Source organism: Flavobacterium sp. CBA20B-1, assembly GCF_028473145.1.
In the GTDB taxonomy this organism is placed as follows: Bacteria; Bacteroidota; Bacteroidia; order Flavobacteriales; family Flavobacteriaceae; genus Flavobacterium.
Genome location: NZ_CP092370.1, coordinates 183,613 through 200,118 on the forward strand (window position 1 = coordinate 183,613; position 16,506 = coordinate 200,118).

The 16,506-nt window shown below is 38.3% G+C and carries 12 protein-coding genes; 4 read left to right on the forward strand and 8 right to left on the reverse strand.

Annotated features, from left to right (window positions below; translation table 11 throughout):
• Positions 1-21: 21 nt before the first annotated feature.
• The 6 genes from MG290_RS00875 to MG290_RS00900 all read right to left on the reverse strand — a co-directional run bounded on the left by MG290_RS00875 (position 22) and on the right by MG290_RS00900 (position 4,720).
• Positions 22-1,194 carry a porin gene (locus tag MG290_RS00875; RefSeq protein WP_264562054.1) on the reverse strand — a complete coding sequence of 391 codons (1,173 nt, stop codon included), beginning with the start codon at positions 1,192-1,194 and terminating at the stop codon, positions 22-24.
• Positions 1,195-1,302: 108 nt separating this feature from the next.
• Positions 1,303-2,361 (reverse strand): linear amide C-N hydrolase, encoded by a 1,059-nt coding sequence (locus MG290_RS00880; protein ID WP_264562055.1) that lies wholly within the window; start codon positions 2,359-2,361, stop codon positions 1,303-1,305.
• 688 nt (positions 2,362-3,049) lie between these two features.
• A complete protein-coding gene (locus MG290_RS00885) occupies positions 3,050-3,223 on the reverse strand; it encodes a hypothetical protein (protein WP_264562056.1) in 174 nt (57 codons plus the stop codon).
• Complete coding sequence (locus MG290_RS00890; RefSeq protein ID WP_264562057.1) at positions 3,216-3,461, reverse strand: hypothetical protein; 246 nt, start codon at positions 3,459-3,461, stop codon at positions 3,216-3,218. Before MG290_RS00890 ends, MG290_RS00885 begins: the two co-directional genes overlap by 8 nt.
• Positions 3,451-3,861, reverse strand: coding sequence for a DUF5675 family protein (locus tag MG290_RS00895; protein ID WP_264562058.1), 411 nt, complete (start codon positions 3,859-3,861; stop codon positions 3,451-3,453). Before MG290_RS00895 ends, MG290_RS00890 begins: the two co-directional genes overlap by 11 nt.
• Position 3,862: 1 nt before the next feature.
• Positions 3,863-4,720, reverse strand: coding sequence for a hypothetical protein (locus tag MG290_RS00900; protein ID WP_336297987.1), 858 nt, complete (start codon positions 4,718-4,720; stop codon positions 3,863-3,865).
• Between the two features lie 1,283 nt (positions 4,721-6,003).
• Between MG290_RS00900 and MG290_RS00905 the strand changes: the two genes are divergently transcribed.
• Positions 6,004-6,612 (forward strand): hypothetical protein, encoded by a 609-nt coding sequence (locus tag MG290_RS00905; protein ID WP_264562059.1) that lies wholly within the window; start codon positions 6,004-6,006, stop codon positions 6,610-6,612.
• A gap of 400 nt (positions 6,613-7,012) precedes the next feature.
• Here MG290_RS00905 and MG290_RS00910 read toward each other — a convergent pair whose 3' ends face one another.
• Both MG290_RS00910 and MG290_RS00915 read right to left on the reverse strand, forming a co-directional pair.
• A complete protein-coding gene (locus tag MG290_RS00910) occupies positions 7,013-7,993 on the reverse strand; it encodes an IS30 family transposase (protein ID WP_264561096.1) in 981 nt (326 codons plus the stop codon).
• 191 nt (positions 7,994-8,184) lie between these two features.
• Positions 8,185-8,445: a helix-turn-helix domain-containing protein gene (locus MG290_RS00915; RefSeq protein WP_264562060.1), complete on the reverse strand. Its 261-nt coding sequence runs from the start codon at positions 8,443-8,445 to the stop codon at positions 8,185-8,187.
• 2,642 nt (positions 8,446-11,087) lie between these two features.
• Between MG290_RS00915 and MG290_RS00920 the strand changes: the two genes are divergently transcribed.
• From MG290_RS00920 to MG290_RS00930, 3 genes are all read left to right on the forward strand, one after another.
• The gene (locus tag MG290_RS00920) at positions 11,088-11,306 is read left to right on the forward strand and encodes a hypothetical protein (protein ID WP_264562061.1); all 219 of its coding nucleotides are present in this window, start codon (positions 11,088-11,090) and stop codon (positions 11,304-11,306) included.
• A gap of 819 nt (positions 11,307-12,125) precedes the next feature.
• Entirely contained in the window at positions 12,126-15,122 is a 2,997-nt protein-coding gene (locus tag MG290_RS00925) for a SusC/RagA family TonB-linked outer membrane protein (protein WP_264562062.1), read from the forward strand.
• 10 nt (positions 15,123-15,132) lie between these two features.
• Positions 15,133-16,500 carry a RagB/SusD family nutrient uptake outer membrane protein gene (locus MG290_RS00930; protein ID WP_264562063.1) on the forward strand — a complete coding sequence of 456 codons (1,368 nt, stop codon included), beginning with the start codon at positions 15,133-15,135 and terminating at the stop codon, positions 16,498-16,500.
• Positions 16,501-16,506 lie beyond the last annotated feature (6 nt).

Below are 16,506 nucleotides of genomic sequence, written 5' to 3' on the forward strand. Positions count from 1 at the left end.
TAAATTCTAAATTAATCCTGCTCACATAATGATCTTTCTAATAAAGGAGTCGGAAATATCAAGTTTCATACCTATTGTAAATACACTAGGTTCTTTTGCACCAAAGGCAGTTTTACCAAATGATAACCTCTGTTCACAATTGATCTGAATATATTTTAAAGGTTGATAAGACATGCCGGCAATAATGTCGTTTCTTTTAAATTTTGTTGCTATTGGTAATTGTCTGGATATGGAAGGAAGGTAAAGATTGTATCCTGCAAGAAGCGCAATTTTTTGGAATTGGTATTTTGAAAAAAGTTCAAATCCTTTTGCATTAAACACAACAGAGGGAAGAGTATTTTCTGTTTCAGAATCATTTTTTAAAAAGCCTTCTGTAAAATCACCATTGTTCTGCAAAATAGCTACCGCACTAAAAGTAAAGTTTGTTTTTTGATATTTAGCTGCAACCGCCAAATAGGTTGGGTGACCGTTAAGCCCCAAAACGGTTTTGCTGTTTAGTAGATTAGCACTTATAAAAGCCCTGTTGTAGGCAGAGCCTAAAAGGATGGTGTTGCTAAGCTTAACTTGAGCCGATATTCCAAATCCATCGATATATTTGTTGTTGTTTACGCCTCTTAACTGTAGCTGAGTGCCTATATGGAAACGACCGATTTTGTTTCTGTAAATCAACGACTGGTCGGCTCTGCCGGTTCCGTTTGCACCGCCATCTGTACCTGCAACAAATGTAGCTGACGCTTTAGCACCAAAAACGTTGAACTGATCAGTGTAAGATGTTACATCTCTGTAGACACTCCACTGTTTGCCAATGGTGATTTTTCCGTAAGATCCCAGATCAATCCCCAAATATCCCAAACGATTTCCAAAAACTTGCTGCGGCTGTTCTAACTGAATGGTTAAGAATTCACCAGAAAGGTTTGCGTCTGCATTGAAGTTTGAACCTCCTTTAAACATGTTTAACTGAATTTCTGTACCAGCAATAAATGCAATAGATCCTTTTTTAATGCTTAACTCCGTGCCAAATCTTGATGCGTTGTCTTGAATTTCCAACTGCTTGTTAAAAGCAGCTATTTGTGATCGAAGCCCAACATAGGGTGTAACAGTAATTGTTAAAGAGTCATTTGTTACTTGCCCCGCACAAGTGACAGAAAAGAGCCCAAAAATTAAATAAAAAAAGAATGGTATAATTCTGAACATACAAGCTTACACGTGGTTGTTTAATAGTCGTTAAAAGTAACATAAAAAAGGCTGTTTCAATAGTTGTTGTCTGCAAATATTAAAACAGCCAAATGTATAATTTACGGTTTACAAACCTAAAAAGTGAAAAGGTTTGCTGTCTGCAAAATTTTTAGATGCTTCTCCTGAATAGGTTTCATTTTTACTTACGCTCAATCTTTTCACAGCACCTTTTTTACTAAAATCTATTTTTTTAAGGTCCACCCAAAAAGTATTAGGTGTTTTCACCGTCTCAAAATAATAAACCAAGTTTTTATGATCTGCAACCGATCGCCAGCGCGTAGAGGATATGTTGGGTTCGGTTTCTGATGAAATTCCTAATGGCACAGAACAGTTGCGTATAACGCTGAATACACTTGCAACCGATGTTTGGGTATCTGCATTTTGCGGTATTGCCTTGATGTAATAGGCTGCGCGTGCAAAACGATCGGCCGCTCGGTTTGTACCCGGAAGCATTATGGTGCCTGGAATACTTTGCCAATACTTACTAATTGCTAGTTGCTCATCAAACACCGGGGAATTGGTCATAACGGTGTATGAAGGGTCGTGATGTATCTTAAGCTTACCGCCAATATATTCAAAGATGGCGTTGTCGCCAGAAGCATCAGAGATTGATAGATGCAGGGTAGTGAACTTATCGGTTCCTGGTATAAAGTCAGAAACGACCACAAATGATTCTTTTTCCAAATCATTCACAGCTTCTTTAACCGTAGCATAATTGTCTAAAACATATTGTGCCCATGCAGAAATGGTAAGACCTGGTTTTGATGCCTTAGGGTCGAATTTTGGGTATTGGCTTTCTACAAGCCAAAGCACATTTGCTACAAGTCCTTTTTCATTAATTCCGTCTGTTGTTGCAATATCCCATGCGCTTGTAATTACGCTACCGTATTTTGAACTCCATGTTACAGAACTTTTTCCTACATTTCCAGATCGCTCCATACCGCGAGGAAATATCCAAAGATTTGCATCGATTTCGTCTTTCCAATCCATTGATCGGGCTGTGATAACGGTTTGATTACTCCCTTTATAAACTACGCGGGTGCAGGCATTGGTTTTTTCAATACTGCCAAAAAAAAGAGCAGTTGTAAAAAAAAAGGCGGTTTTACAAAAAATAATTTTTTTCATGTTTTGAATTTGTTTAATTTTTTAATAAATCGTTGTTGTTGTTAAATAGTAAAGTTATCAAAAAAACACAACATAACCAGTAAATAATTACAGCAAAACCAATATTCATTATATTGTGAACTGTACTTTTTTCTGGGGCATCAAAGGGGATGTGTTTTTTAAACGTATAATGTAATGCTGTATTTTGTAAAATTGAAATAGCATTTTTACTCAAAACCTCCCTTTGAAGGGGATTAAGGGAGGATGTGGTATCTAACCTTGAACTTCCCTCCCAAAAAATTCACTAATTCCTGAGTTCAACAATTCAATATATATTGGAACGCTATACAGTTCAAACATATTAAACTTTAAACCATTGAACCATAGATTAAATGATTCACGTGTCGTACCAAACAAACTATAGCACCCGGATAAACAATATGCATTATACAATATACATTATTCAGTAAAAACACACCTAGCATTTTTATAGGTATATTGTAAAACGCTATTCCCGTATAATCGAAGTCAATAAATGGCATCAGGGTTTCATGTTAATGTGTTTGTATTTAAAGAATAATTACATACCCTTTTGGATAAAATACGATTATGTAAACTTACTACGGTCATAATTATTTCCGGATCTGAATAAAATCGCTTTTAAAAAAAAAGGATTGCCTCTTTCAAGACAATCCCTTTTAAATTAGTATTACTTTTTCTTACGCAACCAATTGGCTGCGAGCGCTAGCAGTTTGCCAAATAGGTAGCTCGTCAGCGTGCCTATAATCGCCAGCGCAACCGTCTTAAATACATCTGCCTGAAGTAGGCTGTACGAACAAGAGAGCAGCATCCCACCCATAAACCAGTTTCTGCCTTCAGTCATTGCTGTCTTTTTTAAACGGAGCTTTTGTGTCGTCAACAGTGATTTGTGATACGGCAGACAAAACGCCTCCTGCAACAGCAAGGTATCCGGCGATATTTACCACGGCTACCGGTAATCCGATAGGTGCTGTTAAAATAGTACCAGCTACTGCTGCAAGAACCAATCCTATGGTACGCAAAGTTTTAAAGAATTTCGGAGTCGGTGCCAGCGCACGCTCCACTACATTATTATTTTCCATTTTCTAAGGTATTAGAGATTATACATAAGGTAATAGAACCGTTTTTTCGGTAAGGTTCCAACACATCCGTAAGTTTCTGCATCGCCTTGCGCGATTCCATGCCTGTCCCTTCAGCTACAAATCTGCTAACTGGAGCAATACACCCTTGAAGTTCCTTTTGCGCATTGTTCGCTGGGTGTATCAGTATGCAGCTGCGTTTGGGAACATCCAATAACACATAATGCCATTTGAATTTTTCAGAATACCTGCGTCTCAACACATAGGTTCCTTCCGGTATGCACGAGATACTTTTTTTGTTTTCCCGCCAGGGCAATTCTATGGTATGTGCAATGTGCTTTCCGTTTAGTGTAAGCGCGCCATGTGTGGCAGTAGCCAAATAAACACGTTGAAGCACCAGCATATTACTGCTTGTTAAGGTTAACTATTGCCAACGCGTTGAACGAACCGTTATTCAGCATGTAGAAAACGCCGTTGATTTCCTGATAAAATTCCACGCCTAAAAGCAGTACCAATGGTAGGGAGCTTGCCGGTGTAACGCTCAAATCCAGCGCTAAGGGCGGTAATAGGGTATTGTCCCACGGAATTTCTGCTGTTCCTTCATAAACCGTTAACGAGTTTCCAGCTTGAAAATCTACTTCCGAAGCACCTGTTACAATCTTAAAGTGAGTGGTTCCGGTCGGAGCGTTGATCATCTGGTCGGGAACCAGTTCCGGCAGTTCCACACTCACTGCTCCAGAAACACGATCAATAGAAGCGTTGTAAGGTGCGTAAAGTGTATTGCTCAAAAGGCCGTTGCTGTTAAAATCGAATCCGCGCAACAGTTCAAAATCCCCTTCAAGCGGAGTGCGCTCGCCACGGGCATTAACCGTGTCGGTTTTAATAATCGTCATCAGATCCTTAACCAGCCTGCTTACCACACGTTTGTCCGACGTATTGTTCAACATCGGTCTGAAAGCACTCCGCAGATACTTGCCGTAAGTCCCGGCTCTGCCAAATTCATTGCCGTTTTCACGGGTACGCTTAAATGCCGGATCTTTTGCCATACGTTTTTTGTCAATCCCGCCTTTCTCGCGTGCCAGATGCCCGTCTTTGGTCTTGTAAAAGGTAACACCACCCAGTGTCCCCTTAATCTTAAAAATGCCGTCTTGTGAAGCCATAATTTTTAATTTTTTTAAAATGAATAAAAATGTTTTTGGTTCCTTTCGTTGCAACTTTTGTAGGATTACCTGCAGCAAAGTTGAAAATAAAAATAGCTGCATTTGAAAGTATTGCTCCATTTGGCAGTACTTGGTAGTATTTGTCAATAAAGGGTTCGTTTTCTATAACTAAAGTTGTTATTTACAGATATTCTTTCACCTTATAAATAGAATATACCGAGCGGCAACATTTACGCTAAAGATTTTATATTTCGCAAACAGCTGTTCAATTTTGATAGCGAATGGACTAGAAAGCAGCAGAAATAGAGATTCCCATTATAATTAAAAAAAACTGTTCCACACATTTCGGGAAGTTTCCAATTAATGGAAGAATTCATAAAAGAATCGGGTAGCTTTGCTACGTTTCGATTCTTTAGGATTTAAAATTTAAATTGACCGTTTTAAGGATGAGGCAAGATCAAAGAAACTTTTTCTTCTTTTAGCTTTAAAAGAAGAAAACCGAAATGCATCAATTACGAACAATGGAGAATGAGATTCGAAAGAAATCTACCACGCTGTTTCAACATAAAAAACATAATAAAATTATTGAATTTTTAAATGAAACCAAATAGCCTAATTAGGACAATCTAAGCGCCATTGGCAAGAAAACGAAGGTTGCCTCGCTGCATAACCTGTCTCGCTTAAGCGGAAGCGTAATCACATCGGCGAGCGCAGCAATGGTTTCAATGGGATAGCCGTAAAAGCGAACAGGTAACCGTTTGCGAGCCACGGCAAGATTAAAGAAACTTTTTCTTCTTTTAGCTTTAAAAGAAGAAAACCGAAATGCATCAATTATAAACAATGGAGAATGAGATTCGAAAGAAATCTACCACGTTGTTAAACATAAAAAACAGAATAAAATTATTGAATTTTTAAATCAAACCAAATAGCCTAATAAGGACAATCTAAGCGCCATTGGCAAGAAAACGAACGTTGCCTCGCTGCATAACCTGTCTCGCTTAAGCGGAAGCGTAATCACATCGGCGAGCGTAGCGATGGTTTCGATGAAATAGCTTTAAAAGCGAAAAGGTAACCGTTTGTGAGCCACGGCAAGATCAAAGAAACTTTTGCTTCTTTTAGTTTTAAAAGAAGAAAAAACCGAAATGCATCAATTACTAACAATGGAGAATGAGATTTGAAAGAGATCGTTTTTTCTTCATCTGTACATCCTCGGTAAAAAATCAAACAAAACACAGATTAACATACCATCACATCACCAATTCAAAAGTTCAACAATTCATAAGCCATGCATCTCTGGTACGCGCCCTCATCCAATTTTTTTTCTCCCAAGTTGGGAAAGTGACAAAATCATATACCCGTATTTAGCAAAATAAATACGAGAACTTATGGAGCTAACCGACACCTTCGAAATCAAAAATGGTAACCGACATTTTAACTATTTTAAATGCATTCAGTATCTGCAGCAGCAAGCGCGAAATCTATATGGAAGCAGTTACACCATTCATAAATCACAAATGCAGCCACTTTACAGACTACTAGCCTACGCTTCGCAAAACAGCGAAGAGTCAAAATTTTACAGCATTGATACACAAAAAGGATTGCTAATAATCGGAGCACAAAATAGTGGAAAAACCAGCCTGATGCATTTAATCAAACCTTTTTTTCAACCGCAACACCAATATATAATACGCAGCAGTAGAGAAGTTGCAGCTTATTGCAAACTTTTTGGAAAAAATACCATAGAAAAATATCGTTCATATAAAACGTATTACTGCTTCGACGATTTAGGTTTAGAACCCATTTTAAGCTACAGCGACAGCAAAATTGAAATAGTAAGGGAACTAATAGAGATGAGGTTAATTCAATCTTCAAACACACACATAATTACACGAATGAGTCCAGATAAACTACAAAAAAGATATGGAAAAGATTTCTGTAATTTACTGTTCCAAAGCTTAAATGTGATTGCGTTCACCCAGTCATTCAACTTTTAAAAAAATTATTATGAAAAAACAGGAAAAAAGATTGTGCATTTATCCTAAAGATATCCAACGGATCACCGGGAAAAGTTACCGGCAAAGTATCCGTATTATAAATGCAGTACGCAAAATGTTTAATAAACCGCAGAATGCTTATATTTCGGTGAGCGAATTTTGTTTGTACACCGGACTGTCTTATGAGGAAGTAGCGAATTTTTTGGATTGATTTTCGCATGTTTTCTCTATCTTTAGGAGAAGACTTTCTATTTCAGGTTTTCTTCCTCTTTTGTAATTAACAAAGATAAATTAATAAATGGCACAGCAATAATCTGCTAATTAATTTAAAATTTGTTTGCCCGTTAAGTTAAAAAAGAATCATTAATAATTACTTGGTACACGGATACATTACGTGGATTCAAGTTTTAAATGCAACTCGTCTATTTTCGTTCATTTTTAGAGCAAAAACTTCGTTAGGCGTTTTGAAACCAAATCTTTTTCGTGGTCTGTTGTTTAAAATATTAATAACTCTATTAATTTGATCTTGGGTTATCGATTCAAAGTTAGAACTTTTGGGAAAATATTGTCTTACTAAACCATTTAAATTTTCATTAGCACCTCTTTCCCAACTATGATATGGCTTTGCAAAAAAGTAATCAATAGCGAGCTTTTCTGAGAGTTGCTCGTGGTTGGCAAATTCCTTTCCATTGTCTGATGTAATGGTGTATAATAAAGGTTTCCAGTCTTTTAAAAGTTCTATTGTTTTGGTTTCTACGGCTTTTGCTTCTTTGCTGTCAATTTTTCCCATAAAAAGTAATCCTGTGGCACGGTCGTTAATAGTTAATAGTGCACCTTTATGATCTTTACCAATAACTAAATCTATTTCTAGATCTCCAAATCGTTCTTTTTTCTCCACAATTTGCGGTCGTTTGCTGATATCTACCCTATTGGCTATCAATCCTCTATTGTCTTTTGAACTAGCTCTTTTGCGGTATTTTTTACCTTTGGTTCTCAAATGTTTGTATAGGTTGCCACCGGCTCGCTTATCTTTCCAGATATACTGATAAATACGTTCGTGAGAAACCATTTTTTTTCCTTCTAAAACGGCTCTTCCTACCATTTGCTCCGGACTGAAATCTTGCTCTAAATACTGTTTTACATTGCTTATAACCTCTGGAGTGAATGTAAGTTTTTTAGGCTTGATTTGATGCCTTTTTTGGGCTTTTCGATGTGCTAAACTGGCTTTATAAATTCCGTTTCTGCCATCAGAATTTCTCTTGATTTCTCTAGAAACAACCGATTTGTCTCTCCCGATATAGTCGGCAATTTCAATAATTCGTTTACCTAAGCTGTGGTAAGTTTCAATTTTGTATCTTTGTTCAAGCGTTAAATGTCCCATCTTTATTTTGTAGTGTCGGAACCACAAAGTAAGGTGTTTTTTCGCCAACAGGGGGAACATTTTAGCCCCGCGGGGCTAAAATGTTCCCCCTGTTTTTTTTATGCGGTTGCATTTATTAGTTGAATCTAAGTTATTAAAAAATAGAGTTATATAATTAGCGAAAAAATTGATATTACACTAAATCATTTAATTTAAATTTTATCAAGCTCTTTATAATACTTTTCAAAATCAAAATCTATATCTAGTAATTCTTTAGGCATTTTTTGTAATCCAATTGCCAGTTCTAAAATTGTTGAAAGTCTAATATTTATTTCTCCTTTTTCAATTTTACTTATATTACTATGATCGACAGAACATCTCTGTGCTAATTGTCGGTAACTTAAAGCTTTTTCGATTCTTAATTGTTCTATTTTTTTTCCAAATAAAATCTGGAAATTATCTCTATCCATCATCTTAAAAAATTAATTAAGACAATTTCTTCATAATTGTAAAAAAAAATGTAGGTTTTTTAACCTACAAACAAATTTTTTATTTATATTTGTTGATATAATTACACTGAACGTGTAATTTTGCGATACTTTATTAAAAATATTTAAAGCTATTGCTTAGAATCTCGCTTTTGAAAACTGGTAATTTTTAGCGTACGAGATGATAAGTAGATTAGCTCACGACCATGGCGTGAGCTCTCTTATCTGTACGTAAGGTATACCAGTACCTCAAAAGCAGATTTGTTGAGTTTCACGCCTTTTTATATGCTTTTTACTCAACCTTTTGCCGGTTATGGTGCTGTGTACAGGCACTAATATTTAAAAGATATTATTTTTTGTGGTCGTTTAACCTTTAAACTTAAATTTCATAGTTCATTTTGTATATGGTAAATCAAACCGTAAGGTTCACGGCGTCCAAGCTGTAAAAATAATTGTGGTAGTAAAGAAGAAAAAATCGAAATATTAGCCACGAACAATGGAGATTTAGAATCGACATAGGTCTAGCGACCTATTATATCACAAAAGTTTACGCTTCTCCTCTTAATCTCAAATGTTCAAGATGACAAAGCTAGACGCAAAATATAATGCGTGCTGCATGGTTTGTCTCGCTTTATCGGAAGTGCAGCATAATCAAGTGAATTGTGTTATTAGATTTTTAATTAAAAACAAATATAGACTTTAAACCAGCGGTATTAAGATTTTGGCGAGTGTCAAAAAGGTGAAGTTGGCGTTAAGCACATCGGGTCGCAAAGCGATCGTTCCGATGCGCTAGACAACAAACCAAATTTTGACCGCCTAAAAGCTTGACCGCAATAAAAGCACTTTGCTTCTTTGGTGCGTCAAAGAAGAAATATTGATTTTATTGAAACCAGATTTTCTAATCAAGAATAATTCAAATCGCATTTTAGTCTAAAAGTGCAAGAAAAAAGAAGTCGATTTTAAGTCATTTTACCAAAAGTGAAAACCGAAAAATTTTCGGTTTACCAACAGCGAGGATACTAAATAGATACTGTATGGATAAAGCATGGATAGTGCATAAAACACATTTTCGGAAAAAACGTTCAAAAACAGAAATTTATTCTAAATTTTTCAATTAAGTCAGAAAATACAGAAAATTTAAAATGGCAAAATCGTGGTTTTATAAAGTAAAAACAGTTAAAGATAATAAATTAAAAACAAACGGCGAAAACACCATTTGCAAAAATGCTTTTTACATGATAAAATACAATTGTTCAACTATTCAGTTTTGCATAAAATCACAGATGGACTTTTAGCTGACGGTATTAAGTTTTGACCGCTAAAAGCTTGACCGCGATAAAAGCACTTTGCTTCTTTGGTGCGATCAAAGAAGAAGAGTATTTGATTTAACTATTTTTTTTATAGAGTTGACACTCGCTGAAAAAATAATGTCGATTTCAAATCCGGGTTTGTAAACAATAGGTTCTTGATTGAAAACTGAATAGGAGTATAAACTAAGCGGTATGAGGTTTTGATCGAGTGTCGAAACGCTGCATGAAGCGAAAGCAGATCGGGGTGCAAAGCACCGTTTCGATCTGGTAGCTTCAAAAGTGAATTTCGACCGATTAAAAGATCGCCGCAATAAAAGACTTTTGGTACTTTTTGTCTCTAAAAAGTACAGAAAAAACCGAAATGCATCTAGCAAGAACAATGGAGATTCAGAATCGAAAGAGATTTTTCACTCCATTGCATGCCGTTCAAGATGACAAACTAAACGCAAGTCAGGATGCGATGTTGCATGCTTGTCTCGCTTTAGCGGAAGTGCAGCATGACAGATCAGATAGAACTTCTGGATTTTTGATTGAAAACCCAGCTTGAATGTAACCTACGCGGTATGAGGTTTTGATCGAGTGTCGAAACGCTGCATGAAGCGAAAGCAGATCGGGGTGCAAAGCACCGTTTCGATCTGGTAGCTTCAAAAGTGAATTTCGACCGATTAAAAGATCGCCGCAATAAAAGACTTTTGGTACTTTTTGTCTCTAAAAAGTACAGAAAAAACCGAAATGCATCTAGCAAGAACAATGGAGATTCAGAATCGAAAGAGATCTTTCACTCCATTGCATGCCGTTCAAGATGACAAACTAAACGCAAAATAGGATGCGATGCTGCACTTCGACTGAGCTCAGTGACCAGCGCAGCATGACAGTATGGATAGAACTATTCGATTTTTGATTGAAAACGGAATAACTTTTTTAAAAAACAAATTATGAATTAAAACAAACTAAAAATTGCGAGCTATACGCTAACAGTTAAAATAAATCCTTGCAACTAAAAACAAATCATAATACAAAAAAGTAGTTTGCTAAGGTAGGAGCAAAGCACATAATCACTTTTCAAACCATAATAGATAAATATTAATATAGTTAGTTAGTTGAATGAAGTAGTTAAAATCCGAAAGGCGGTTATGTGCCGAAGCTCTTAGTTATTTTCTGTGGAGACACAAAACCGGATGCGATGCTGCATGCTTGTCTCGCTTTAGCGGAAGTGCAGCATGACAGATCAGATAGAACTTCTGGATTTTTGATTGAAAACCCAGCTTGAATGTAACCTACGCGGTATGAGGTTTTGATCGAGCGTCGAAACACTTAATGAAGCGTAAACAGATTAGATGGTCGGTGAGTTTATCGAACCGCGATCTGGTAGCTTCAAAAGTGAATTTCGACCGATTAAAAGATCGCCGCAATAAAAGACTTTTGGTACTTTTTGTCTCTAAAAAGTACAGAAAAAATCGAAATGCATCTAGCAAGAACAATGGAGATTCAGAATCGAAAGAGATCTTTCACTCCATTGCATGCCGTTCAAGATGACAAACTATACGTAAAGTAGGATGCGATGTTGCACTTCGACTGAGCTCAGTGACCAGCGCAGCATGACAGTATGGATAGAACTATTCGATTTTTGATTGAAAAACGGAATAACTTTTTTAAAAACAAATTATGAATTAAAACAAACTAAAAATCGCTAGCTGTAAGCTAACAGTTAAAATAAATCCTTGCAACTAAAAACAAATCATAATACAAAAAAGTAGTTTGCTAAGGTAGGAGCAAAGCACATAATCACTTTTCAAACCATAATAGATAAATATTAATATAGTTAGTTAGTTGAATGAAGTAGTTAAAATCCGAAAGGCGGTTATGTGCCGAAGCTCTTAGTTATTTTCTGTGGAGACACAAAACCAGATGCGATGCTACATGCTTGTCTCGCTTTAGCGGAAGTGCAGCATGACAGATCGGATAGAGCTATTAACACGAATTAGGGCGCCATTATAATTAAAACGAGCGTCAATTAATTGAAGAATACGTAAAAGAATCGGGTAGCTTTGCTACGATTCGATTCTTTAGGATTCAAAATTTAAATTGACCGTTTTAAGGATGAGGTAAGAGTAAAAAAACTTTGCTTCTTTAGTTATAAAGAAGAATAAAACCAAAAGATTCATATTACGACTAAATGAGATTAATATCCCAAATAGTCCAATAAACTTAAATAAAAGAATGATGATAAAAACTAAAACATAAACCTACAAGGTTTCCAAAACCTAGCAGGATAAAAAAAATCCCCTCTAACACAAGTTGGCGCTTCGCAGAAGGGATCAAAGTCAATTAATTATTAACTAACCTTACAAAAGTATGAAAAATTTTACTTTTGCAGCACTTGCTGTACCCCTTATGTGGGTGTTGCTCTTACTACTTTTTTTTAACAGCAACAAATTACACGCGCAAGAAACAATAGTTTTAAGCGGCGTGGTGAAAAGTGTCGACGGTATGCCCCTTGAAGGCGTAACCGTGTGGCAGAACGATACCGATAATGGTACCCAAACCAATCAAGAAGGATGGTATTCTTTAGAAGTTCAACGTGATTCGTATGTTAGTTTTGAATACCTTGGTTTCAAAACCCAGACCATTCGCGTCACAGGCAAGGTGCTAAACCTTACACTTTTAGCAGACGACGATACCTTAGAAGAGTTGGTGATCAATGCCGGTTACTATAACGTAAAAGACAAAGAACGCACAGGCAGTATAGCTAAAATTACAAGTAAAGAAATCAGTCAGCAACCAATTGCCAACCCACTGGCCGCTATGCAAGGGCGTATGGCAGGGGTGAATATTACGCAAAGTAGCGGTACCCCTGGCGGTGGCTTCGATATACAGATAAGGGGGCGCAACAGTTTACGCACCGAGGGGAATGCGCCCCTGTATATCGTTGATGGTGTGCCCTATGCCGGGCAGTCAAACGCTGACCAAGAATTGTCCTCAGGTATCATGCCTTTAGGGAATGTGAGCCCATTAAACAGCATAAACCCCAACGATATCGAAAGCATCGAAGTGTTGAAAGATGCCGATGCTACAGCTATTTACGGGTCGCGTGGTTCCAATGGAGTAGTGCTGATCACAACCAAAAAAGGTACTACCGACCGGACTACCTTTTCCTTGCAGTCTCACACTGCCGTAAGCACGGTTTCTAAATATATGGATTTAATGCACACACAGCAGTACCTGCAAATGCGCCGTGATGCCTTTGCCAATAGTGGTATCGCTGAATATCCAGAAAATGCGTACGATATAAACGGCACCTGGGATCAGCATCGCTACACCGATTGGCAAAAAGAATTTATCGGCGGGAAAGCGCTATCACAAAACACACAGTTCTCCGTGGGTGGGGGATCCGGACAAACCAGCTACCTCTTTAGTGCCACCCATAGGAAAGATGGTACGGTATATCCCGGAGATTTCGGGTACAGGCGTACCAACTTTATGCTGAATGTAAACCACCAGTCCAAAGACAGCAGGTTTAATTTTCAGGGAAGTGTGCAAAAGAACGACCAGGACAACAAGCTCATGGCAACCGATCTAACAACAGCGGTTTTTCTACCACCCAATGCGCCAGCTTTGTACGATGAGCAAGGAACTATCAATTGGGAAAACAACACCTTTGAAAACCCGTTGGCAAAATTAAACGCGCAATACCTTTCCGAAACATCCGATCTAATCGCACAATTGAATCTGTCTTACGAAGTTGCAAAGAATATAAGGTTCAGCCTGCTTGGTGGCGCTACCCGCACGCAGGGTAAAGAGATTCGTACCATGCCTTCTACCATGATGAATCCCTCATTGCAATACACCAGTGCCAACTCTTCTGTAAATGTGGTTACGCTTCACAAAGAAAGCTGGATTGTAGAACCTAAGCTAAATTATTCGTACAGTAATGATAATGCACGGTTAGAAGTATTATTGGGAAGTACCTTCGAAGAACGTTCACAAGATGTATTGGGATTAAGTGGAAGCAATTTCTTATCAAATGATTTCATTAGGAACATTCAAAGTGCCGCTACCCAACGTGTTACTAAAGATGCAGAAACACGCTACAGATACCATGCGCTATTTGCCCGAGTAAACTATACACATAAAGACAAGTACATCCTAAACGCTACCGCCCGCAGGGATGGTTCCAGCAGGTTTGGCTCCAACAAAAAGTGGGGCAACTTCGGTGCTTTGGGCGCCGCATGGCTCTTCAGCCGGGAAAAGGCATTGGAATATAATTCATGGCTAAGTTTTGGAAAACTACGTGCAAGCTACGGTATTGCAGGTAATGACCTCATTGGCGACTACCAGTACCTAAACACATTAGGTTTGGGCTTGTACACCTATGATGGCAAGGTAACCTTAGAACCGTTACGATTATACAATCCCGATTTTAGTTGGGAAACCAATAAAAAATTAGAAGCAGCACTGGAACTTGAGTTCTTTAACGGCAAGTTGGCTGCTTCGGCTGCATGGTACCGAAACCGATCCTCGAATCAGCTAGTAGGTATCCCATTGCCTGGAACAACAGGTTTTCCAAGCGTACAGGCAAACTTGGGTGCAACCGTAGAAAACCGGGGCTGGGAATTCACCCTACGCAGCAGCAACCTGCAAAAAGAGAAATGGTCTTGGAACACCCGTTTGAACCTTACCATACCCCGAAACGAACTCATTGCTTTTCCAAATTTAGAGCAATCAACCTATGCCAACCAATACCAAATCGGTAAACCGGTTACCATCCGTAAAATGTACCGCTACACGGGCATCAACCCAGAAACGGGGCTTTTTGAATTTGAAGATACCAACAACGATGGTAAAATCGATTTGAACGACCGCACGCTAGCAATGGATGTGGGGGTGCGTTTTTACGGTGGCATTCACAATTCCTTTCAATACAAAAACTGGAGTCTCGATTTCTTGTTTCAGTTTGTAAAGCAAAAAGCGTTTTCACCCGATTTCCGCAGCAATTTATTGGGTGAAATGGAAAATAAAAACGTACGTGCTGGCAGTTATTTTGGTTCGGGTAGCGAAATGCCTTCCTACCAACAGCCATCGTTAACAGCAAATACCGATGCATACCGGGCATACCAGAATTTTGCCAACAGCGATCAGGTAGTTATAGATGGCTCCTACATCCGTTTGAAATCCCTACAGCTCCAATACGCGTGGAAAATTCCCCAATTGGCAGGTATTTCCTTTAACACGTTTTTACAGGGACAGAACCTGGTAACCTTTACAAAGTTCTGGGGCAGCGATCCCGAAACCGCTTTGGGGTTTCTTCCAGCGCTCAGAACGATATCCTTTGGAGTTACCATTAACTTTTAAATATTAAATCATGAAAAAATTAACGATATATATGGTATCCTGCGGCATAATGCTTCTCACCGCAGCCTGCAACGACTTTTTAGAAGTGGAAGTACCAAAACAAATGGTGGATCAAACCAAAACGTTCAACGACGACCGTACCGCCGAAGCGGCACTGCATCATGCCTATGTTTTACTCACAGAGAACGGGTTTTTATCTGGAAATGCCGGTGCTGCACCCGTATTATTGGGTTGTTACACCGATGAGTTGGAAGTAACCTCACCTGCTTTTCCCGATTACATGAATTTTTACAACGGTGCCGTATTGGCAAATAATTCAAGCGTAAGTGCCCTGTGGAACCAAACCTATGCACAGATTTATGCTGTAAACAATATTTTGGAAGGTATCAAACAGTCCACAGGAATTACAGAATCTGTCAAAACACAACTACAAGGCGAAGCCTTAGCTATTAGGGGAATTTTACATTTTTATTTGGCACAAACTTTTGCAGACGTACCTTATGTGACATCGGTTGACTACAAGGTAAACCAAAAAATAGGCAAGTTGTCGGTCAATGCGGTAATGGAACGTGCCCTTACCGATTTAAAAGATGCCGAAGAATTATTGTTGCCAACCTATCCCACAGCAGAACGGGTACGCATCAACCAATCTGTCGTACAAGCTTTTATGGCGCGAATATATCTCTATATGGAAAACTGGCCAATGGCTCAGCAGTATGCAGAAGCTCTTATAAACAATGCAGACTATACACTCTCTGCTATAAACAGCCTTTTTCTCAAAGAAAGTAAAAGTGCTATTTGGCAATTGAAACCAACCATTAACGGTATGAATACCTACGAAGCACTTACCTATACTTTTTTTGCTGTTCCTGCGCCAAACATTAAATTAAGTACGTCGCTTTTAGAAATGTTTGAACCCGGTGACCTGCGAAAAGAACACTGGGTAAAGTTTATTGGCAACGACCAGCAGAACGCGCACAACTACAAATACAAAAAAATGGGTTTTAGCAGTCCTGCGGTGGAATATTCCCTAGTGATGCGTATAGAAGAAATGTACTTGATTGCCGCTGAAGCAACAGCCCATTTACAAGATTGGGACGCATGCAACGGTTATTTAAACCAGATAAGAAACCAAGCGGGGCTAGAAGCTGTTGAAATCCAATCGGTAAATCAAGCAGTGGATGCCATTCTTCAGGAAAGACGGGTAGCATTCTTTTGTGAATTTGGTCACCGCTTTTACGATTTAAAACGCACAGACCGCTTGATGGATTTACAGGCTGTTAAACCCAATTGGAAACCCTACGCAAGCGTATGGCCACTGCCTGAAAACGAATTATTATTAAACCCCAACCTGCTGCCTCAGAACACCGGCTATTAAAAAAAG

Bases quoted from the DNA above. Each gene is read 5' to 3' on its own strand.
- MG290_RS00875 (WP_264562054.1), bottom strand. From the start codon at position 1,194: ATGTTCAGAATTATACCATTCTTTTTTTATTTAATTTTTGGGCTCTTT.
- MG290_RS00880 (WP_264562055.1), bottom strand. From the start codon at position 2,361: ATGAAAAAAATTATTTTTTGTAAAACCGCCTTTTTTTTTACAACTGCT.
- MG290_RS00885 (WP_264562056.1), bottom strand. From the start codon at position 3,223: ATGACTGAAGGCAGAAACTGGTTTATGGGTGGGATGCTGCTCTCTTGT.
- MG290_RS00890 (WP_264562057.1), bottom strand. From the start codon at position 3,461: ATGGAAAATAATAATGTAGTGGAGCGTGCGCTGGCACCGACTCCGAAA.
- MG290_RS00895 (WP_264562058.1), bottom strand. From the start codon at position 3,861: ATGCTGGTGCTTCAACGTGTTTATTTGGCTACTGCCACACATGGCGCG.
- MG290_RS00900 (WP_336297987.1), bottom strand. From the start codon at position 4,720: ATGCAGCTATTTTTATTTTCAACTTTGCTGCAGGTAATCCTACAAAAG.
- MG290_RS00905 (WP_264562059.1), top strand. From the start codon at position 6,004: ATGGAGCTAACCGACACCTTCGAAATCAAAAATGGTAACCGACATTTT.
- MG290_RS00910 (WP_264561096.1), bottom strand. From the start codon at position 7,993: ATGGGACATTTAACGCTTGAACAAAGATACAAAATTGAAACTTACCAC.
- MG290_RS00915 (WP_264562060.1), bottom strand. From the start codon at position 8,445: ATGATGGATAGAGATAATTTCCAGATTTTATTTGGAAAAAAAATAGAA.
- MG290_RS00920 (WP_264562061.1), top strand. From the start codon at position 11,088: ATGAAGCGTAAACAGATTAGATGGTCGGTGAGTTTATCGAACCGCGAT.
- MG290_RS00925 (WP_264562062.1), top strand. From the start codon at position 12,126: ATGAAAAATTTTACTTTTGCAGCACTTGCTGTACCCCTTATGTGGGTG.
- MG290_RS00930 (WP_264562063.1), top strand. From the start codon at position 15,133: ATGAAAAAATTAACGATATATATGGTATCCTGCGGCATAATGCTTCTC.